The following is a 19,246-nucleotide window of genomic DNA, read 5'->3' as shown; positions in this document are numbered from 1 at the left end:
CGCCGGCGCCGCCGGCGGGGGTGGCGGAGGCTCGGGCTCCGGATCGCTGGCCTGCACCGGCGGCGTCGGATCGACCGGCGGATTGTTGATGTCGCCTTCGGACGGCACTGGCACTGGCGGCAATGCAGAGGGAGGCGGCGGAGGTTCGGTCTCCGGCGGCACCGGTTGGGGCGCAAGTGTCGGTGCCGACGGCGCCGCGGCCGGCGATGTCGGCGTTATCAACGACGAGCGCAGATACCAGTTCTCCGCGCTGCCTGCGGTGACGCCACCCTTGAACAGATAATATTCGAAGGCGCCTGCCGCGACCGGCGCATCGAGCGCGAAGGCGCTGGCGCTGGAGGTGGCGCCATTGACCGCCTGGACGACCATGATGCCGTCCTGCGTCGTCTCGGCACCCGCGCCGCCGACATTGACCACGCCGATGCCGGTCGAGCCGGAAGCCGTGCCGCCCGACAGCACCAGCCTGTCCGAGGCCGAGGAATCATCGCCGAGCTCTGTCTGGATGAGCAGCAGGCCGCCAAGCCCGGTGTAATTGCCCGAAATCGTCAGCCGATCCGTCGCGCCCGTACTGCCGTTGGTCAGGTCGATGCGGCCGGCATTGACGACGTCCGCAAGCTGGCCCGCCGTAAAGGCCTGTATCGACGCGTTGAAGCCGCCGCCATAGAGCGTGCTTGCCGCATCGACGTTGAGCGAGCCGGTGCCGGTGCCGCTGTCTCCCAGTACGAGATTGCCGTCCAGCGTGAGTTCGGTGTCATTGGTGGCGTCGATGCTCTCCCAGTTCTGCACCCGGCTAATGCCTTTGAGCTTGACGTTGTCGAAACTCAGCGTGTCGGTGCCGAGGCCGCCATTCAGCGCATCGGCGCCGCCCAGATTGGAATTGGTCAGGTTGCTCAGCTTTGCCGTGTCGTTGTCGGCGCCGAGGTCGACAGCGCCATAGATGACGCCGCCGCCGTCCCAGACGAAACTGTCGGCTCCGAAGCTCATCAGCACGTCGCCGCCGACCGTGCCGCCGGTAATCGTCACGCTGTCATTGCCGCCGCTGACGCTGATGTTGCCGCCGATCGTGCCGCCCGAAAGGATGATCGTGTCCTTGTCGAAGCCGGTGACGAGGTTGCGGTCGATGGTGCCGCCAGACATGTTGAAATAGTTCTGGTCGAGCTTCATGTTCACGCGGCCGATGCGGCCGCCGGTCATCACTGCATGGTCGCCATCGTCGAAGAAATCGACGATGCGTCCGTCCGTCATGGTGAAGGTGTCGAGGCCATCACCCTGGTTGAGTGAACCGATCTGGCCGCCGCTCATGTTGAAGTCGTCGATGCCCGAGCCTTGCTGCACATTGCCGACGACGGTGCCAGCGCCGATGGTGAAGAAATCGGCGCCACCGCCCTGGTCGACCGTGCCGGTGATGGTACCGGACTGCATGTCGATGCGGTCCGAACCGACGCCGAAGGTGACATTACCGCTCACCTGGCCGGTGCCGCCGGCGGGAAAGGTCAGCCTGTTGTCGCCGTTCAGATCGTTGAGACTCCCGCCCGAATCGCCGCTGTCGCAGATGAAGGTGTCGTTTCCGGCGGTCGGAACGAGCAGGCATGCGGCGAAGGCCGCGGAATTGGGCAGCAACGCCAGCGACGCCGCGGCAAGAACGCCAAGCATCCGAGGATGAAACATCAACGGAACATGCCGTTCCAGAACAACTAATTTAGCGATGGCTTCCGAACCGCCATTCGGAAGCCTGTTTTCGAAGCGCCGCACCGCGTCCCTCCAAGATTCGCGCTTGCAAGCCCCCACCCTGCGCCGCAATGAAGACACAATTCGTTCCGTTTTACAAAGCCTAATCTGCGCGTCATGGTTGATGAACTGGAAAACGGGCCGGACAGATCTGTGCTTTGATTGAGCCAGAATTGGCGCTTGGCGTGCGCCCCGCCAACGCTCCAAAGCGTGTTGGCGGCGGCGCGTGCGCTGGCGCGGCCGGACAGTCCGTTGTCGGCATTGTTTTCGCGATGCGCGGCCGATTTGTCAGAGAATTGACCCGCGACGGATCTTGGCTTAAAAACTGGCTCGGCCAGATTTTTTCGAGATCCGAAAAAAATAATGGCAGGGGAGGAAACCATGTATCTCGGCCTCGACCTGGGCACGTCGGGCGTCAAGGCGCTGCTGATCGATGCCGAACAGACCGTCATCGGTTCCGGCCATGGCGCGCTCGACGTTTCGCGGCCGCATCCCGGCTGGTCCGAACAGGATCCAGCCCACTGGCTACGCGCCTGCGAAGACGCGATCGCCGAACTGAAGGCCTCCCATCCCCGGCAGTTCGCGGCGGTGAAAGGCATTGGCCTGTCCGGTCAGATGCATGGCGCCACCTTGCTTGACGCCTCTGACAAGGTGCTGCGCCCCTGCATTCTGTGGAACGATACGCGCAGCCATGCCGAGGCAGCCGCGCTCGACGCAGATCCGCGGTTTCGCGAACTGACCGGCAACATCGTCTTTCCCGGTTTCACCGCGCCGAAGCTCGCCTGGGTGAAGAACAACGAAGCCGCCGTCTTCGCCAAGGTGGCGAAAGTCTTGCTGCCGAAGGACTTCCTGCGGCTGTGGCTGACCGGCGAGCATATTTCGGAAATGTCGGACTCGGCTGGCACTTCCTGGCTCGACGTTGGGAAGCGGCGCTGGTCCGCCGACCTGCTCGCAGCCACGTCGATCGACGAAAAGCACATGCCATCCCTGGTCGAGGGTACGCAGAAGGCCGGTGGGCTGCGCGGCGAGCTGGCATCGAAATGGGGCGTCGAAGCCGGCATCCCGATTGCCGGCGGCGCCGGCGACAATGCGGCTTCCGCCTGCGGCATGGGCACGGTGCGTGCCGGCCATGCCTTCGTGTCGCTGGGCACGTCGGGCGTGCTGTTTGCCGCCAATGCCTCCTATCTTCCCAACCCGGCAAGCGCGGTCCACACTTTCTGCCACGCGTTGCCCGACACCTGGCATCAGATGGGCGTCATCCTGTCGGCCACCGATTCGCTCAATTGGCTGTCCGAGATTACCGGCAAGGGCGCAGGCGAACTGACATCGGAACTGGGCGATACGCTGAAGGCGCCGACCGGCGTGTCCTTCCTGCCCTATCTCTCGGGCGAGCGTACGCCGCACAATGATTCTGTCATCCGGGGCTCCTTCACCGGACTGGCGCATGAATCGAGCCGCGCCGTGCTGACCCAGGCCGTGCTGGAAGGCGTGGCGTTTGCCTTCCGCGACAGCCTCGAGGCGTTGAAGACAGCAGGCACGAGCTTGATGCGTGTTACGGCGATCGGCGGCGGCTCGCGCTCGCGCTACTGGCTGAAGGCCATCGCCACCGCGCTTCAGCTGCCTGTCGACATTCCCGCCGACGGCGATTTCGGCGCCGCCTTCGGCGCCGCCCGGCTCGGCCTGATCGCAGCGACGGACGCTGATCCGCTCAGCGTGTGTACCGCGCCGAGGACCGATGCAACGATCGAACCGGATGCCGGCTTGGATGGTGCATTCGCCGATGCCTACCAGCGCTACCGCGGGCTTTATCCGGCGATCAGGGCGGCAACGGCGTGAGCAGGCGCCAGGCGCCCCCCTCTGCCCTGCCGGGCATCTCCCCCTCAAGGGGGGAGATCGGCGGGCTTGGCGATGCCTCATTTCTTTCCACGTTGGTCTTTGGCGAAGGTCTGCGTGACAGCCAATCTCCCCCCTTGAGGGGGAGATGCCCGGCAGGCCGGAGGGGGGCGCCTGGCGCCCATCCTAACAGCAAAGCCTCACTGCGCAGGAACCTTGTCCAGAAACCCGGTGACGCTCTTCAGGCGGCCGTTCTCGATGATGCCGATATCGGTGCCTTCGATGACGGACGGCGTGCCCTCCGGGCCGAGGTTCCAGGAAAAGCGGATTTTGTCGGCAAACCCGTCCGGTGTGCCTTTCAGCGAGAAGCGGAAGCCGGCAAAGCGCTGCTGCACGCCGTCGATCAGCGCCGCGACGCCTTCATGACCGTCGCCCTGCATAATGGGATCGCGATAGCTGACGTCTTCGGTGAAAGTCGCCTTGAGCAGTGCCTGACGGCGGGCGGCGTCGCTCTCGTTCCAGGCGGTGATGTAGCTTTCGGCGATCTTGTTGAGATCGGTCATGATCTGTCTCCTTCGTTGGCTTTGACATGACCCTTTTCACCCAACGGACGAACGGAACCAATTACGCCTGAGGTAATCAGGCGGAGCCATTTCGGAGAGGAAGGAAATCCATGAGCAGCGGCTTTTTCGGCGACATCCAGAAGATCAAATATGAGGGGCCGGATTCGACCAATCCGCTGGCTTACCGGTTCTACAACCCGGACGAGCTGGTGGCCGGTAAACGGCTGGAAGACCATCTGCGCTTCGCCGTGGCCTACTGGCATTCCTTCGCCTGGCCGGGTGGTGATCCGTTCGGCGGCCAGACCTTCGATCGGCCGTGGTTCCCCAAGGCCGGCAGCGTCGATACGATGGAACTGGCAAAACTGAAAGCAGATGTAGCCTTCGAGATGTTCTCGCTGCTCGGCGCGCCCTATTTCTGCTTCCACGACGCCGACGTGCGGCCCGAGGGCAAGGATTTTTCGGAAAGTTCCGCCCGCCTCGACGAGATCGCGGATTATTTCGCCACCAAGATGAAGCAGACGGGCGTCAAGCTCTTGTGGGGCACGGCGAACCTGTTCTCGCACCGCCGTTTCATGGCGGGTGCCGCGACAAACCCGGATCCGGATGTGTTTGCCTATGCGGCGGCGACGGTGAAGAGCTGCATCGACGTCACCAAGCGGCTGAAGGGCGAGAATTACGTGCTTTGGGGCGGACGCGAGGGCTATGAGACACTGCTCAACACCGACCTTGCCCGCGAGCAGGAGCAGGCCGGCCGTTTCCTCAACCTCGTCGTCGACTACAAGCACAAAATCGGCTTCAAAGGCACGATCCTGATCGAGCCGAAGCCGCAGGAACCGACAAAACACCAGTACGACTACGATGTCGCGACCGTCTATGGCTTCCTCAAGCGCTTCGGCCTCGAGAAGGAGGTCAAGCTCAACATCGAGCAGGGCCACGCCATCCTCGCCGGCCACTCCTTCGAGCACGAGCTAGCGCTGGCCAACGCGCTCGGCATCTTCGGCTCGATCGACATGAACCGCAACGATTACCAGTCGGGCTGGGACACCGACCAGTTCCCCAACAACGTGCCGGAGATGGCACTGGCTTATTACCAGGTTCTGCAGGCGGGCGGCTTCAAGACCGGCGGCACCAATTTCGACGCCAAGCTGCGCCGCCAGTCGCTCGATCCGCAGGACCTGCTGATCGGCCATATCGGCGGCATGGATGCCTGCGCGCGCGGCCTGAAAGCGGCCGCCAAGATGGTCGAAGACAAGGCGCTGTCGGCTCCGCTCGCCGAGCGCTACGCGGGCTGGAACAGCGCCGAGGCCAAAGCGATGCTTGCCGGCAAGCGCACGCTGGAGGACATCGCCGAGCGCGTGGTGAAGAAGAAGATCGAACCGCAGCCGCGCTCCGGCCGCCAGGAACTGCTGGAAAACATCGTCAACCGCTACGTGTAAGTGGTGAAAGGCGGGGCGGCGGCTCGTTCAGCCACCGTTCCGCTTACCCACGCCGCTTCGCGGGAAGAAGTTCCCGGCGTCGCGCTTATCTGCCTGCCGCCATCTTCGCCATTGAACGGGAAAAGTTGCCGGCGGGCGGACGGGGGTGGCGCCGAGACCGGGTGAAAGGGCTTTGCGCCAGTGCGGAACCGACGACAAGGTTTTGCCCACTGACGCCCCCCAATCGCCTCTCTCTTGCCTTCAAACTGCCGTCACGAATCTCCTATAAGAAGGGCTCGTGGCGGGAGAGGAAGAAGGAGGCGAACCGATATGCAGAACGAACGTGAAATCGACGCCCTGCTCTCAAATGGCGAGGCCGGGTCGATCATCGACCGGCTGATGGCAATGCCACATCCGAAGGATGGTGCGCGCCGCTCCAACGAATGGGACCGCGCCGTTGCCAGCCGTTTCGAGACCCATCTGGCAAGACAGATGCGCTCGCAGATCGATAGTGGCGGCGACCGGCAGAACGCTGCCTGATCAACCGCTTCCCACCCTCGGGTCAAGCCCGTGGGCATGCTTTGCGCGACATGTACATCAACCCCGGCGTAGCCTGACCGGGGCTTCACCGAAAGCTCTTGAAAACGCCCTCGAAAATGCCGCGGCGGATGAGAATCCGGTCCGCCCGGCAATGTCGGCCATCGCCACCCTGGTGTCGATCACCAGCCGCCGCGCAGCGCCCAGGCGCAGCCTGAGATAGTAGGCGCCGGGCGTCTCGCCGATCGACTTGCGGAAGATGCTCTCCAGCGTCCGCGCCGTAACCCCGGCGCGCTTTGCCACGGCGGCGACCGTCAACGGCTGGTCGACATGCGCTTCCATCAGCCGGATGGCTTGCGCCAGGCGCGGATCATAGCCGTCGAGCCGGCCAAGCGAGACCAGGGGCTGAGCGTCGGTGGCCGCACGGGCCTGATCGTAGATGAAGACGCTGGCCACATCGAGCGCCACGGCCATGCCGAGGCGGGTGCGAACGAGGTGCAGCATCAGGTCGAAGGTGGGCGAGGCGCCACCGGAGGTGAACACCGGCCCGTCGATGACGTAACGGTCCGGGCGGACGTCGACGCCAGGAAAGGCCGACGAAAAATCTTCCATGTCTTCCCAATGGGTGGTGGCGCTGCGGCCTTCGAGCAAGCCGGCCCGCGCGACCAGCCATGTACCGGCCTCGACGCCGCCGCAGGCGCGGGCCATCCGCGCTGCACGGCGCAGGCCTGAGAGCAGAGCCGACGTCGCATAATTCTGCGTGCCGAAACCGGCGACCACGACAAGAACGTCGGTCGGCTCGGCCGCGTCGAAGCGGCCGCTGACCGCCACTGGCAGGCCGCAAGTGGTGACCGGCGCCTCGCCGGTCACGGAAACCAGCTTGAAATCGAACAATGTCTCGCCGGAGATGCGGTTGGCGGCGCGCAGCGGGTCGACCGCCGAGGCCACGCACATGATGGACGAGCCGGAAAACACCAGCATCGTCACCTTGAGCGGCGACCGCTCGGCGCGAAAGATCGTCAGTTTTTCGCTTTTAGTCATGGAAGCTTCGTAAAACGCAAAGCAGTTTTCGGCAAGCCGGGCGATGCTTGGCGCCTGTTTTGACTGGGAGGAGAGTTCCATGCCGCTTGCGATGAACCGTGAGGTCTTCATTACCTGTGCCGTGACCGGGTCCGGCGGCACGCAGGACCGCAGCCCGCATGTGCCGCGCTCGCCCAAAGAGATCGCCGATTCGGCCATCGACGCGGCCAAGGCGGGTGCGGCAATCGTCCACTGCCATGTCCGCGACCCCGAAACCGGCAAGCCCCGGCGCGACGTTCATCTCTACCGAGAAGTGACCGAGCGCATCCGCGAGGCAAATGTCGACGTGGTGCTGAACCTCACCGCCGGCATGGGTGGCGACATGGTGTTCGGCTCGCCCGAGGCGCCGCTGCCGCTGAATGAAAAGGGCACCGACATGGGCGGCGCCACCAACCGCATGGAGCATGTGCGCCAGTGCCTGCCGGAGATCTGCACGCTCGACTGCGGCACCATGAACTTCGCCGAGGCCGACTATGTCATGACCAACACGCCCGGCATGCTGCGCGCCATGGGCGGTATGATGACCGCGCTCGGCGTCAAGCCGGAGATCGAGGCCTTCGACACAGGCCATCTGTGGTTCGCCAAGCAGTTGGTCGAGGAAAAGGTGCTGAAGCCGGATGCGCTGGTGCAGCTCTGCATGGGCGTGCCGTGGGGGGCGCCAGACGACCTCAACACCTTCATGGCCATGGTCAACAACGTGCCGTCGAGCTGGAGCTGGTCGGCCTTTTCGATCGGCCGCAACCAGATGGCCTATGCCGCCGCCGCGGTGCTGGCCGGCGGCAATGTCCGCGTCGGGCTCGAAGACAATCTCTGGCTCGACAAGGGCGTGCTGGCCACCAATGCACAACTGGTCGAGCGCGCGGCCACCATCGTCACCAATCTCGGCGCCAGGATCCTCGGCCCGGAAGAGGTGCGCAAGAAGCTGAACCTGACCAAGCGGGCGCCGCTGGCGGCATAGATTATTCGCAGGGAGGGTCGATATGGCTACCGTAAGATTCACGGCGATGAAGGATGGCGACAGGGAAGACTACGAATTCCTGACCGCGCACGAGATCGACTATGCCGCCAGGACCGGCGAGCGGCTGCTCGACGCGCTGGTGCAGCTCGACGAGGGCCTGTCGGGCTATAAGATCACCCGGCTCGGCCATTCGCTGCAGGCGGCGACGCGGGCCTGGCGTGATGGCGCCGACACCGACTGGATCGCCTGCGCCTTGCTGCATGACATCGGCGATATCTACGCGCCCTACAATCACGACGAATACGCCGCTTCGATCCTGAAACCCTTCGTACGCGAGCAATGCACCTGGGTGGTTGAAAAGCACGGCGACTTCCAGCGCCTCTATTACGCCCATCATCTCGGCGGCAACCGCCACGCGCGCGACCGCTTCGCCGGCCATGCCTATTTCGACGACTGCGACCAGTTTTGCGAGCGCTGGGACCAGTCGAGCTTCGATCCGGACTACGAGACGCTGCCGATCGAGTTCTTCCGGCCTTTCGTGCTCGAAGTCTTCGCCCGCAAGGCCTACGACCCATCGGTGATCCGTGCGGGCGAGCGCGTGCCTCTGACGGATCCACAAACAGCCAGCAAAAGAACCGGAGCCTGACAATGAGCATCATCAACAAGGCGGCCGCCATCGGCGGCGGTGTTATCGGTGCCGGCTGGGTGGCGCGGCTGCTCCTCAACGGCATCGAGGTGTCGATCTTCGATCCAGATCCCGAGGCCTCGCGCAAGGTCTCGGAAGTGATGAAGGGTGCGCGCCGCGCCTACAAGCAGATGGTTCCCGGAGGCCTGCCGAAAGAAGGCAGGCTGACCTTTGCAAAGACCATTGCCGAAGCGGTGGCCGACGCCGATTTCATCCAGGAAAGCGTGCCGGAACGGCTCGACCTCAAGCACAAGGTGCTGGCCGAGATCGACACCCATGCGCCGGCCAACGCCATCGTCGGCTCGTCCACATCAGGCATCAAGCCGACCGACATGCAGATTGCGATGAAGAAGCATCCGGAGCGGCTGGTCGTCGGCCACCCGTTCAACCCGGTCTATCTCCTGCCGCTTGTCGAGATCGTCGGCGGCGACCAGACCTTTCCCGAGGCGATCGAGGTCGCCAGGGAAATCTATGCATCGATCGGCATGAAACCTGTCGTCATCCGCAAGGAGATCGAAGCCTTCGTCGGCGACCGACTGCTGGAAGCCGCCTGGCGCGAGGCGCTGTGGCTGATCAAGGACGGCATCTGCACCGTCGAGGAACTGGACGACATCATGCGCTATGGCTTTGGCCTGCGCTGGGCGCAGATGGGCATGTTCCAGGTCTATCGCGTCGCCGGCGGCGAAGCCGGCATGCGCCACTTCATGGCTCAGTTCGGCCCCTGCCTGAAATGGCCGTGGACCAAGCTGATGGACGTACCGGAGTTCAACGACGAGCTGGTCGACCTGATCGCCACGCAGTCGGACGACCAGGCGCATGGCCTGTCGATCCGCGAACTGGAAAAGATCCGCGACGACAATCTGGTCGCCATCATGGATGCGCTCTCGAAGCAGAACAAGGGCAAGGGCTGGGGCGCCGGCGCCCTGCACAAGGACTATACGAGGCAGTTGGCCAAGCTGGCGGCGAAAAAGCCGGCTGCGTCCAAGGCGGCCGAGAAGGCGAAGGCATCGAAGCCGGTGAAGAAAGCCGAAAAGCCGAAGAAAAAGAAGAAAGGCTGAGACCATGGATTTCGGTCTGTCGGAGGAACAGAAGCTCATTGTCGAGACGACGCGCGCCTTCGTCGAGAATGAGCTTTATCCGCATGAGCGCGAAGTCGAGCGTACCGGCGTGCTGCGCCGCGAATTGATCGAGGAACTGAAGGCCAAGGCGATCGAAGCGGGGCTCTATGCAGCCAACATGCCGGCCGATGTCGGCGGCGCGGGGCTCGATACGGTGACCTGGCTGCTCTACGAGAAGGAACTCGGCCGCGCCAATTACGCGCTGCACTGGACTTGCGTCGCGCGCCCCTCCAACATCCTTTTGGCCGGCACGCCGGAGCAGCGCGAAAAATACCTGTTTCCCTGCATCCGCGGCGAGAAATGGGATTGCCTGGCGATGACCGAACCGGGCGCCGGTTCGGACCTGCGCGGAATGAAGGCGACGGCCGTTCAGGATGGCGGCGACTGGGTGCTGAACGGCACCAAGCACTTCATCAGCCACGCCGACCTCGCCGACTTCGCCATCGTCTTCATGGCCTCGGGCGAAGAGGATTCGCCGCGCGGCAAGCGCAAGAAGATTACCGCCTTCTTCGTCGACAAGGGCACCAAGGGGTTCACGGTGCGCGACGGCTACCGCAACGTCTCGCATCGCGGCTACACCAACGCCATCCTCGAATTCGACGATTGCCGCCTTCCGGCAAGCCAGGTGTTGGGTGAAGTCCACAAGGGTTTCGACGTCGCCAATTCCTGGCTCGGCGCCACCCGCCTGCAGGTCGGCGCCACCTGCCTCGGCCGTGCCGAGCGGGCGCTCGGCCACGCGGTCGAATATGCCGCGCAGCGGCAGCAGTTCGGCCAGCAGATCGGCAAGTTCCAGGGCGTGTCGTTCAAGCTCGCCGACATGGCGACGGAGCTCAAGGCCGCCGACCTGATGGTGTTCGAAGCCGGCTGGAAGTACGATCAGGGTACCGTCACCGACCAGGACATGGCCATGGCCAAGCTGAAGGCCACCGAAATGCTCGCCTTCGTCGCCGACGAAGCCATCCAGATCCATGGCGGCATGGGATTGATGGACGACCTGCCGCTGGAGCGCATCTGGCGCGATGCCCGCGTCGAGCGCATCTGGGAAGGCACGTCGGAAATCCAGCGCCACATCATTTCGCGGGCGCTGCTGCGCCCGTTCGGGGCCTGATCCATGCACAAACTTGAACGCCTTCTGCGCCCTAAATCGATCGCCGTGTTCGGCGGCGCGCAGGCCGCCGCGGTCGTGGCACAGTCGATCAAGATGGGCTTTGCCGGCGAGATCTGGCCGGTGCACCCGAGCAAGGACGAGGTCGCCGGCCGCAAGGCGTATCGTTCGGTCGCCGACCTGCCCGGCGCACCGGACGCCGCCTTTGTCGGCGTCAACCGGCACCTGACCATTGACGTGATCAAGGCCCTGGCCGAACGCGGCGCCGGGGGCGCGGTCTGCTTTGCCGCCGGTTTTCTCGAAACCGAAGCCTATGACGCGGATGGCGAGCGCCTGCAGGCCGAACTGGTTGCCGCCGCCGGCCAGATGCCGATCATCGGGCCGAATTGCTATGGGCTGATCAATTATGCCGACGGCGCGCTTTTGTGGCCCGACCAGCATGGCGGCATCAGGCTGGCCGACGGCGGCAAGGGGGTGGCCATCATCACCCAGTCCTCCAACATCGCCATCAACATGACGATGCAGAAGCGCGGCCTGCCGATCGCCTTCCTGATGACCGCCGGCAACCAGGCGCAGACCGGGCTCTCCGAAATGGCGCTCGGCCTGATCGAGGACGAGCGCGTGACCTCGCTCGGCCTGCACATCGAGGCTTTCGATTCGGTAGCCGGCTTCGAGCGGCTGGCGGCACGCGCGAGGGAATTGAAAAAGCCGATCATCGCCATGAAGGTCGGTCGTTCCGAACAGGCCAGGCAAGCGACCGTCTCGCACACCGCGTCGCTCGCCGGCTCGGACGCAGCGTCCGGGGCCTTTCTGAAACGCCTGGGCATCGCGCGCGTCGATTCCATCCCCGCCTTCATCGAGGCGCTGAAGCTGCTGCATATCACCGGTCCGTTGCCCGGCTACAGGCTGTCGTCGATGAGCTGTTCGGGCGGCGAAGCCTCTGTCATGGCCGACAGTGCCGAAGGCCGCTGGGTCAACTTCCCGGTTCTGACCGACAGCCACCGTGCCCATGTCAAATCGACGCTCGGGCCGCTGGTCGCGGTCGCCAATCCATTGGACTACCACACTTTCATCTGGAACAACGAACCGGCGATGACGGCCACCTTCACCGCCATGGTGTCGGGCGGCTTCGACCTCAACATGCTGGTGCTCGACTTTCCGCGCCCGGACCGCTGCTCGGTGACCGACTGGTGGGCGACGCTGCGCGCCTTCGAATCGGCGCTCAAGACCAACGAGGCGCATGGTGCGATCGTCTCCTCGCTGCCGGAGAACCTGCCCGAGGAATACACCGCCGAGCTGATGGCGCGGGGCATGGTGCCGCTGTTCGGCATTTCCGAGGCGATGGACGCCGCCCAGGCGGCCGCCTTCATCGGCTGGGCCTGGAGCGAGCCGCAGGCACAGCCGGTCGACACCTCCGCCTCCGGTGCTGCGGGCGGCGAGCATGTCACGCCCGACGAGGCGCAAGCCAAGGCGCGGCTGATCAAGGCCGGGCTGCCGGTGCCCAAGGGCGAGCGCGCCGGGAGTGCCGTCGAGGCGGTGATCTCGTCCATGGCGCTCGGTTTCCCGGTGGCGCTGAAGGCGCTGGGCGTCACCCACAAGTCCGAGGTTGGCGCCGTTAGGCTCAATCTCAGGGACGCCGAATCCGTCAGCACGGCGGCGCACGATCTTTTGCCGCTCGGCACAGGCCTTTATGTCGAACGCATGGTGCGCGACGGCGTTGCCGAGCTGATCGTCGGCTTCACCCGTGACCCAATGTTCGGCGCCGTGATGACGCTGGGAACCGGCGGCGTGCTGGTCGAATTGCTGCGCGACAGCGTCACCCTGATGCTGCCGGCGACACGCGACGACATCGAGGCAGCACTTCGCGGCCTCAAACTGTTCCCGCTGCTCGAAGGCTACCGCGGTCGGCCCAGGGCCGACGTCCAGGCTGCCATCGACGCCATCGCGGGCATTGCTGCCTTCGTGCAGACGAATGCCGGCGAGATCGAGGAACTCGACATCAATCCGCTGATCGTCTGCGCGGAAGGCAAGGGCGCCTGGATCGCCGACGCGCTTCTGGTGCTGGGAGAGAACAAGAATGCCTGACGTCATTTCGACCCGCCGTGAAGGCTCGATCCTCGAGGTCACGCTCGATCGGCCCAAGGCCAACGCCATCGACCTGAAGACCTCTCGGCTGATGGGCGAGACCTTCAAGGCGTTTCGCGACGACCCCGGCTTGCGCGTCGCCATCGTCAAGACCGCCGGCGACAAGTTCTTCTGCGCCGGCTGGGATCTGAAGGCCGCCGCCGGCGGCGACGCCGTCGATGGCGACTATGGCGTCGGCGGCTTTGCCGGGCTGCAGGAACTGCGCGACTTGAACAAGCCTGTCATCGCCTGCGTAAACGGCATGGCGGTAGGGGGCGGCTTCGAGCTGGCGCTGTCCTGCGATCTCATCTACGCCTCCGATCACTCCTCCTTCGCATTGCCCGAAATCCGCGCCGGCACGCTTGCCGACGCCGCGACCATCAAGCTGCCGAAGCGCATCCCCTATCATGTCGCCATGGACCTTTTGCTCACTGGCCGCTGGATGGATGTGGCGGAAGCCCATCGCTGGGGCCTGGTCAACGAGGTGCTGCCGAAGGAGAAGCTGGAGGACCGCGTCTGGGAGATCGCCCGCCTGCTCGCCAGCGGCCCGCCGCTTGTCTTCGCCGCGATCAAGGAAACCGCGCGTATAGCCGAAGCGCTGACTTTCCAGGACGCGATGAACAAAGTGACGCGCCGGCAGTTAGCGACGGTGGACGCGCTTTATGGTTCTGAGGACAACATGGAAGGTTTTCGGGCCTTCGCCGAAAAGCGCGACCCGGTTTGGAAGGGGAAGTGACTCTGCGGAGATGACAGCGCCAAGCACCCCCCTCTGCCCTGCCGGGCATCTCCCCCTCAAGGGGGGAGATTGGCAGCTTCAGGCTCGGCGCTTTTCTGGCGACGTAGAAGATTGGCGAAACCCTTCGCGACATCCGATCTCCCCCCTTGAGGGGGAGATGGCCGGCAGCCCAGAGGGGGGCGCCCAGACTCGACGTTGGCAATTGGCCCAGTCAAGATGACCGATTACCAAATCCTCATCGACGCCGAGACCCGGGCCTTCATCGAGCGGACCAATTCCTATTATCCGCCGGATACGATCGACTACACGATTGCCGAACAGCGCGATATCTATGACCGCATGTGTCGGGAGTTCTTTGCCGGCTATCCCGAGGGGGTGACAGCGGAAACCACCGCTATTGCGGGGCCGGCGTGCAATATCCCGATCCGCATCTACCGCAGCGCATCGCAGGCCACGGCAACGGTGCTCTATTGCCACGGCGGCGGTTTCATCCTCGGCGGGCTCGACAGCCATGACGACGTCTGCGCCGAGCTTTGCGGCCGCACCGGTTACGAAGTGGTCTCGGTCGACTACCGGCTGGCGCCGGAGCATCTGCATCCGGCCGCTTTCGACGATGCGATGAACGCCTTCGAGTGGGCGGCAGCTTCCTATGCGCAACCCGTCCTGCTGTGCGGCGACAGCGCTGGCGGCAATCTGTGCGCTGCGGTCAGCCATGCGACGCGCGGTCACGCGAAGAGGCCGATCGGCCAGGTGCTGATCTATCCCGGGCTCGGCGGCGACCGTTCGCGCGGTTCCTATGTGAGGCACGCCGAAGCGCCGATGCTGACCACGCGCGACCTGGAATTCTACACGCACATCCGTACCGGCGGCGTGGACCAGACCGGCGACATCACCTTGTATCCGCTCGCCGACGCCGATTTCGCCAACCTGCCGCCGACCGTGCTGATCACCGCCGAGTGCGATCCGCTGTCGTCGGACGGCGAAGCCTATCGCGACCGCGTCGTGGCGGCCGGCGGGCGGGCCACTTGGTTCGAGGAAAAAGGGCTTGTGCACGGCTATCTCAGGGCGAGGCACACGGTCGGCCGCGCCCGCGCCAGCTTTACCCGCATCGTCGAGGCGGTGTCGGCGCTCGGCAAAAGCGAGTGGATCTGGTGAGAGCTCCTCGCATGGGAATTGACAGAAGATGACCAAGCCAGCGAGTGCCGGAAATCCGTTTGGCCGGCCAGTCTGATCGCGCGGCTTGTCCACAACGCAATCCTGCCCCGAAATGCGGCTGTCCGGAGCTCAAGCCACCGAACGCGCCGCCGCCCGGCCGGCGCTGCGGCCGGAGAAGATGCAGCCTCCCAGGAACGTGCCTTCCAGCGCCGCGTAGCCATGCACGCCACCGCCGCCGAAACCGGCGGCTTCGCCGGCCGCATAGAGGCCCTGAACCGGCTCGGCATCGCTCCCCAGCACGCGGCTTTCGAGGTCGGTCTGCAGGCCGCCCAGCGTCTTGCGGGTCAGGATGTTGAGGCGGACCGCGATCAGCGGGCCGTTGGCGGGATCGAGCATCTTGTGCGGCCTGGCCGTGCGGATCAGCCGGTCGCCGAGATAGGCCCGCGCCCCGCGCAGCGCGGTGATCTGCATGTCCTTGGAGAAGGGATTGTCGAGCTGCCGGTCGCGGGCGCGGATCTCGCGCTCGACCATCGCGACGTCCAGCAGCGGTTCGCCGCCGGCCAGCTTGTTCATGCGCGCCACCAGATCGGGCAGTTCGGCCTCGATGATGAAATCCTCGCCCTTTTCCATGAACGCCTTGACCGGGCCCGGAATCCCTGATGTGGCGCGGCCTAGCACCTGGCGCCAGCTCTTGCCGGTCAGGTCGGGATTCTGCTCGGAGCCCGACAACGCGAATTCCTTCTGGATGATCTTTTTGGTCAGGATGAACCAGGAATAATCGAAGCCGGTGCTCATGATATGGCTGAGCGTGCCCAGCGTGTCGAATCCGGGGTAAAGCGGCACCGGCAGGCGCTTGCCGCGCGCATCGAGCCACAGTGAGGACGGACCGGGCAGGATACGGATCGCATGGTCGGTCCAGATCGGCGCCCAGTTCCTGATGCCCTCGACATAGTGCCACATGCGATCGCGGTTGATGACGCTGCCGCCGGCCTGTTCCGTGATCGCCAGCATGCGGCCGTCGACATGGTCGGGCACGCCTGTGATCATGCGCTTCGGTGCCGCACCCAGCCGTTTTGGCCAGTTTTCCCGGACCAGCTGATGGTTGCCGCCAATGCCGCCGGAAGCGACGACCACCGCCTGCGCTCGGAATTCGAAATCACCTGATATCTCACGCGAGCTTTTGTGGCCGCGTTCCACGGTGCTCGGCTCGAGGATGTCACCTCGCACCCCGGTCACGGCGTTGCCGGTCCGCGTCAGTTCGTTGACCCGATGACGGAATTTGAAGCAGATCAATCCGCGCTTCTCGGCCTCGCGCACGCGCAGCACGAAGGGCTCGAGCACGCCGGGACCGGTGCCCCAGGTGATGTGGAAGCGCGGCACGGAATTGCCATGGCCAATGGCATTGCCGCCGCCGCGCTCGGCCCAGCCAACCACGGGAAAGAATTTCATGCCGCGCTCCAACAGCCAGGAGCGCTTCTCGCCGGCAGCGAAGCCGACATAGGCTTCCGCCCATTGGCGCGGCCAGTGATCCTCCGGCCGGTCGAAAGCGGCGCTGCCCAGCCAGTCCTCGAGCGCCAGCTCGTGCGAATCGCGGATGCGCATGCGCCGCTGCTCGGGCGAATCGACGAGGAACAGGCCGCCGAACGACCAGAAGGCCTGGCCCCCAAGCGACTGTTCCGGCTCCTGGTCGACGATGACGACCTTCTTGCCGGCCTCGGCCAGCTCCGCGGCGGCAACCAGCCCGGCAAGGCCGGCGCCGACAATGATCACATCCGCCTCGTCAACCAATTCCCCTCCCCTTAGCTGGCTAATGTATGGATCCCGAACCGGATTTATATAAATGCTGGTCAGACCGCCTCCCAGCCGTCCTTGCCCCCGGCGCGGAAGATGGCGTCGATGACCTTCTGGTTGAGCACGGATTCCTCCAGCGTGAAGACCCGCTCCTTGCTGCCCTGGGCCGCGCGCGCGAAGGTCTCGACCTCCAGCCGGTACTGCTGCGTGCCGGGAAATCGGAACACCTGCGCCTCGGTGTGGTTCTGATTGTGCAGCTCGATGCGATGGTGATCGTAGAGCCCGGCATTGAAGGGCGAGAACACCTCGATGAACCCGTTCTCGCCATGGAACACCATCACCTGGCGCGCGGCCATCTGGGTCGAGAGATAGAAGGACAATTCAAAGTCGCCGAAATCGGCGCGGATCGAGGAATAGATGTCGGTGCCGAATTTTTTGTCGCGCTCGATCGTCGCCTGTACGCGCAACGGCTCCTTGCCGGTGGAAAAGCGCGTCGACACCGTCGGGTAGACGCCGATGTCGGGCAGCGCGCCGCCGCCGAGATCGAGCTGGTTTCGCATGTTGTTGGGATCGACATTGTAATAGGAAAACGCGCCCTGGACGTGGCGCAGCCGGCCGATGGCGCCGCTGGCGATGAGGTCGCGCACCTTGATCCATTGCGGGTGGTAAACGACCATGAAGGCTTCGCAGACCAGCACCTTCTTCTGGTCGCGCAGCTTGATTAGCGGCGGGATGTCCTTGGCGTCGAGCGCCAACGGCTTTTCGACCAGCACATGTTTTCCCGCCTGGATGGCCTTGGCAGTCCATTCGACATGCTGCGATGTCGGCAGCGGGATATAGACGCCGTCGATCTCGTTCGAGGCGAGCAACTCCTCATAGGAACCGAAAGCATGCGGCGCGCCGAAGCGGTCGGCGAGCGCACGAGCCTTCGAGTGATCGCGGCTGGCGATGGCCGACAGCACGCCATTCTCCGCCTCCACGATCGCCGGCAAAAGCTGCTCGCGGCCGATCTTGGCCGTCGACAATACACCCCATCGGAACATCAGGCTTCTCCATGTCGATTATGTCGATGGAGGTGTGCCCTAATTCGGGGAAAAAGCCAATCTGCGCCGTCATCGTCTGCGTTGCGTCGCTTCGTTTCTTGCTTCGCCCCGGCATAACCAACTTGCCAAGGCTAACTCCTCTTTCCCGTCAGCGTCATGTCGAAGTCGACAACATTGGAATAGAGGGGCGTGCCGACATCCATGCCATAGCGCGACCGCAGCACCTTGCCGGTGACGTGGAATTTGATGGTGCCGCCCTTGAGGCCGTCGAGCTCGGCGGTGAACTTTTCCGCAAACGTCTTGCCCCGCGCCGTCAGCCGGCCGGTGACAAGCGCCGTTGCATCGCCGGTGCGGGTCACGCTGGTCGAGCGGAACTGGATTTCGGGGCTGTTGGCCGCATCGAACACCGCGTCGGAGCGCAGGAAGGCGTCGATGCGGCGCTGGCCGGTGCCGACGCTTTCGGGAAAGATGGTGAGGTCGACCTTCGAGCGCCCGACATCGCTGTTGTCGATGCGGATCGTTCCCTTGAAGCGGGCGAAGGAGCCATCGAACCCGCCGCCGCCGGCCTTGCTGATGGTGAAGCGGATCGAGGAGGCAGCCTGGCTGATCGTATAGCTGCCGGCGGCATCGCCAAGGACAACTGCTGCCCAGGCGGGCACGGCAAGGCAAGTGGCAAGGACCGCCGATCCGAGGACGCGCGCATACATGAGACTATTTCCTTTTTTTGGAGGCAACGCTCTTCGCGCCTCCCTTACAAACGAGGCCACAACCCGTTCTATTCCCGGCCTGAGGAAGGCGTGACCATGCGCGCGAGCACATCGTCCTTCAGCCGGAAATGATGGCGCAATGCCGCTGCGACATGCAGCGCCACGAGTGCGGCGGCGGCATAGGCGAGATACCAGTGCGCAGCCGCCCAGAAATTTTCGGCGGCATCGGATTCGGCAAGCGGCAGGTTGGGCATCACGAACAGGTTGAACGGCATGCTGGGGATCTCCAGCGTCGAGACCGAGACCAGCGCCCAGCCGGACAGAGGCAGAGCAAGCTGGAAAGCGTAGAGCGCCAGATGAGCGAGCGGAGCCGCCCGGCGCTCCAAGGATCCGACCGAGGAGGGCAAGGCCGGCACCGCATTGCCAAGCCGCCAGGCGATGCGCAGGATGACAAGACCGAGCAGCAGGAAGCCCAGCGATTTGTGCAGCTGGATGAGCTCGAAAGCCGTGCGTTGGCTGCTGATGCGGACCATCACGAAACCAAGTGCAAACTGGCCGATGAAGACCAGGCCGATCAGCCAGTGAAGCAGGATTGCCGCCCAGCCGTAGCGGGTCGGGGTATTTATGATCGAAGCTCGCATGGAAGGCGAACGAATGCCGCGTCGGCT

General features: G+C 64.4%; 16 protein-coding genes and 1 pseudogene. 10 read left to right on the top strand and 7 right to left on the bottom strand.

Translation table 11 applies throughout. From position 1 onward, the window contains the following. Nucleotides 1–1,668 (bottom strand): annotated as a pseudogene (locus tag LB533_RS26345) (autotransporter outer membrane beta-barrel domain-containing protein); the annotation flags it as partial. A 441-nt stretch (nucleotides 1,669–2,109) separates the two neighbouring features. Between LB533_RS26345 and xylB the strand changes: the two are divergent. Then, nucleotides 2,110–3,564 carry a xylulokinase gene (gene xylB, locus LB533_RS26340; protein WP_224678561.1) on the top strand — a complete coding sequence of 485 codons (1,455 nt, stop codon included), beginning with the start codon at nucleotides 2,110–2,112 and terminating at the stop codon, nucleotides 3,562–3,564. Between the two features lie 197 nt (nucleotides 3,565–3,761). On the opposite strand, the gene LB533_RS26335 is transcribed toward xylB, so the two are convergent. Then, nucleotides 3,762–4,124, bottom strand: coding sequence for a nuclear transport factor 2 family protein (locus LB533_RS26335; RefSeq protein WP_224678557.1), 363 nt, complete (start codon nucleotides 4,122–4,124; stop codon nucleotides 3,762–3,764). A 110-nt stretch (nucleotides 4,125–4,234) separates the two neighbouring features. Here LB533_RS26335 and xylA point away from each other — a divergent pair, with 110 nt between their 5' ends. Both xylA and LB533_RS26325 read left to right on the top strand, forming a co-directional pair. Then, nucleotides 4,235–5,560, top strand: a complete 1,326-nt coding sequence (xylA, locus tag LB533_RS26330) for a xylose isomerase (protein WP_224678556.1) — start codon at nucleotides 4,235–4,237, stop codon at nucleotides 5,558–5,560. A 309-nt stretch (nucleotides 5,561–5,869) separates the two neighbouring features. Further along, on the top strand, nucleotides 5,870–6,079 hold the full coding sequence (locus tag LB533_RS26325) for a hypothetical protein (RefSeq protein ID WP_140491096.1): 210 nt from the start codon (nucleotides 5,870–5,872) through the stop codon (nucleotides 6,077–6,079). A 57-nt stretch (nucleotides 6,080–6,136) separates the two neighbouring features. Here the strand turns inward: LB533_RS26325 and LB533_RS26320 are convergent, their stop codons facing one another. After that, nucleotides 6,137–7,117, bottom strand: a complete 981-nt coding sequence (locus LB533_RS26320; protein ID WP_224678555.1) for a GlxA family transcriptional regulator — start codon at nucleotides 7,115–7,117, stop codon at nucleotides 6,137–6,139. A gap of 79 nt (nucleotides 7,118–7,196) precedes the next feature. Between LB533_RS26320 and LB533_RS26315 the strand changes: the two genes are divergently transcribed. From LB533_RS26315 to LB533_RS26285, 7 genes are all read left to right on the top strand, one after another. Beyond that, complete coding sequence (locus LB533_RS26315; RefSeq protein ID WP_224678554.1) at nucleotides 7,197–8,114, top strand: 3-keto-5-aminohexanoate cleavage protein; 918 nt, start codon at nucleotides 7,197–7,199, stop codon at nucleotides 8,112–8,114. Between the two features lie 22 nt (nucleotides 8,115–8,136). Continuing rightward, entirely contained in the window at nucleotides 8,137–8,760 is a 624-nt protein-coding gene (locus tag LB533_RS26310) for an HD domain-containing protein (RefSeq protein WP_224678553.1), read from the top strand. Between the two features lie 2 nt (nucleotides 8,761–8,762). Next, a complete protein-coding gene (locus tag LB533_RS26305) occupies nucleotides 8,763–9,857 on the top strand; it encodes a carnitine 3-dehydrogenase (RefSeq protein ID WP_224678552.1) in 1,095 nt (364 codons plus the stop codon). 4 nt (nucleotides 9,858–9,861) lie between these two features. Then, nucleotides 9,862–11,025, top strand: coding sequence for an acyl-CoA dehydrogenase family protein (locus LB533_RS26300; protein WP_224660884.1), 1,164 nt, complete (start codon nucleotides 9,862–9,864; stop codon nucleotides 11,023–11,025). A 3-nt stretch (nucleotides 11,026–11,028) separates the two neighbouring features. Then, nucleotides 11,029–13,107: an acetate--CoA ligase family protein gene (locus tag LB533_RS26295; protein ID WP_224678551.1), complete on the top strand. Its 2,079-nt coding sequence runs from the start codon at nucleotides 11,029–11,031 to the stop codon at nucleotides 13,105–13,107. After that, nucleotides 13,100–13,882, top strand: coding sequence for a carnitinyl-CoA dehydratase (locus tag LB533_RS26290; RefSeq protein WP_224678550.1), 783 nt, complete (start codon nucleotides 13,100–13,102; stop codon nucleotides 13,880–13,882). Before LB533_RS26295 ends, LB533_RS26290 begins: the two co-directional genes overlap by 8 nt. Nucleotides 13,883–14,098: 216 nt before the next feature. Then, the gene (locus LB533_RS26285; RefSeq protein ID WP_224678549.1) at nucleotides 14,099–15,037 is read left to right on the top strand and encodes an alpha/beta hydrolase; all 939 of its coding nucleotides are present in this window, start codon (nucleotides 14,099–14,101) and stop codon (nucleotides 15,035–15,037) included. Nucleotides 15,038–15,166: 129 nt separating this feature from the next. On the opposite strand, the gene LB533_RS26280 is transcribed toward LB533_RS26285, so the two are convergent. From LB533_RS26280 to LB533_RS26265, 4 genes are all read right to left on the bottom strand, one after another. Next, nucleotides 15,167–16,825, bottom strand: coding sequence for an FAD-binding dehydrogenase (locus LB533_RS26280; RefSeq protein WP_140643773.1), 1,659 nt, complete (start codon nucleotides 16,823–16,825; stop codon nucleotides 15,167–15,169). A gap of 59 nt (nucleotides 16,826–16,884) precedes the next feature. Then, nucleotides 16,885–17,871: a Gfo/Idh/MocA family protein gene (locus LB533_RS26275; RefSeq protein WP_224556408.1), complete on the bottom strand. Its 987-nt coding sequence runs from the start codon at nucleotides 17,869–17,871 to the stop codon at nucleotides 16,885–16,887. A 131-nt stretch (nucleotides 17,872–18,002) separates the two neighbouring features. Continuing rightward, nucleotides 18,003–18,578 carry a YceI family protein gene (locus tag LB533_RS26270; RefSeq protein WP_140643777.1) on the bottom strand — a complete coding sequence of 192 codons (576 nt, stop codon included), beginning with the start codon at nucleotides 18,576–18,578 and terminating at the stop codon, nucleotides 18,003–18,005. Between the two features lie 68 nt (nucleotides 18,579–18,646). Further along, entirely contained in the window at nucleotides 18,647–19,219 is a 573-nt protein-coding gene (locus tag LB533_RS26265) for a cytochrome b (RefSeq protein WP_140643779.1), read from the bottom strand. Nucleotides 19,220–19,246: the final 27 nt, after the last annotated feature.

This window comes from Mesorhizobium sp. BR1-1-13 (assembly GCF_020165515.1).
Taxonomy (GTDB): domain Bacteria; phylum Pseudomonadota; class Alphaproteobacteria; order Rhizobiales; family Rhizobiaceae; genus Mesorhizobium.
This window is presented reverse-complemented; position numbering and strand designations above follow the sequence as displayed.

What these genes read in the sequence shown, in the direction of transcription:
- LB533_RS26290 (WP_224678550.1), top strand. Translation starts at nt 13,100, where the DNA reads ATGCCTGACGTCATTTCGACCCGCCGTGAAGGCTCGATCCTCGAGGTC.
- LB533_RS26295 (WP_224678551.1), top strand. Translation starts at nt 11,029, where the DNA reads ATGCACAAACTTGAACGCCTTCTGCGCCCTAAATCGATCGCCGTGTTC.
- LB533_RS26270 (WP_140643777.1), bottom strand. Translation starts at nt 18,578, where the DNA reads ATGTATGCGCGCGTCCTCGGATCGGCGGTCCTTGCCACTTGCCTTGCC.
- LB533_RS26325 (WP_140491096.1), top strand. Translation starts at nt 5,870, where the DNA reads ATGCAGAACGAACGTGAAATCGACGCCCTGCTCTCAAATGGCGAGGCC.
- LB533_RS26320 (WP_224678555.1), bottom strand. Translation starts at nt 7,117, where the DNA reads ATGACTAAAAGCGAAAAACTGACGATCTTTCGCGCCGAGCGGTCGCCG.
- LB533_RS26275 (WP_224556408.1), bottom strand. Translation starts at nt 17,871, where the DNA reads ATGTTCCGATGGGGTGTATTGTCGACGGCCAAGATCGGCCGCGAGCAG.
- LB533_RS26300 (WP_224660884.1), top strand. Translation starts at nt 9,862, where the DNA reads ATGGATTTCGGTCTGTCGGAGGAACAGAAGCTCATTGTCGAGACGACG.
- LB533_RS26285 (WP_224678549.1), top strand. Translation starts at nt 14,099, where the DNA reads ATGACCGATTACCAAATCCTCATCGACGCCGAGACCCGGGCCTTCATC.
- xylA (WP_224678556.1), top strand. Translation starts at nt 4,235, where the DNA reads ATGAGCAGCGGCTTTTTCGGCGACATCCAGAAGATCAAATATGAGGGG.
- LB533_RS26335 (WP_224678557.1), bottom strand. Translation starts at nt 4,124, where the DNA reads ATGACCGATCTCAACAAGATCGCCGAAAGCTACATCACCGCCTGGAAC.
- LB533_RS26315 (WP_224678554.1), top strand. Translation starts at nt 7,197, where the DNA reads ATGCCGCTTGCGATGAACCGTGAGGTCTTCATTACCTGTGCCGTGACC.
- LB533_RS26305 (WP_224678552.1), top strand. Translation starts at nt 8,763, where the DNA reads ATGAGCATCATCAACAAGGCGGCCGCCATCGGCGGCGGTGTTATCGGT.
- LB533_RS26265 (WP_140643779.1), bottom strand. Translation starts at nt 19,219, where the DNA reads ATGCGAGCTTCGATCATAAATACCCCGACCCGCTACGGCTGGGCGGCA.
- xylB (WP_224678561.1), top strand. Translation starts at nt 2,110, where the DNA reads ATGTATCTCGGCCTCGACCTGGGCACGTCGGGCGTCAAGGCGCTGCTG.
- LB533_RS26310 (WP_224678553.1), top strand. Translation starts at nt 8,137, where the DNA reads ATGGCTACCGTAAGATTCACGGCGATGAAGGATGGCGACAGGGAAGAC.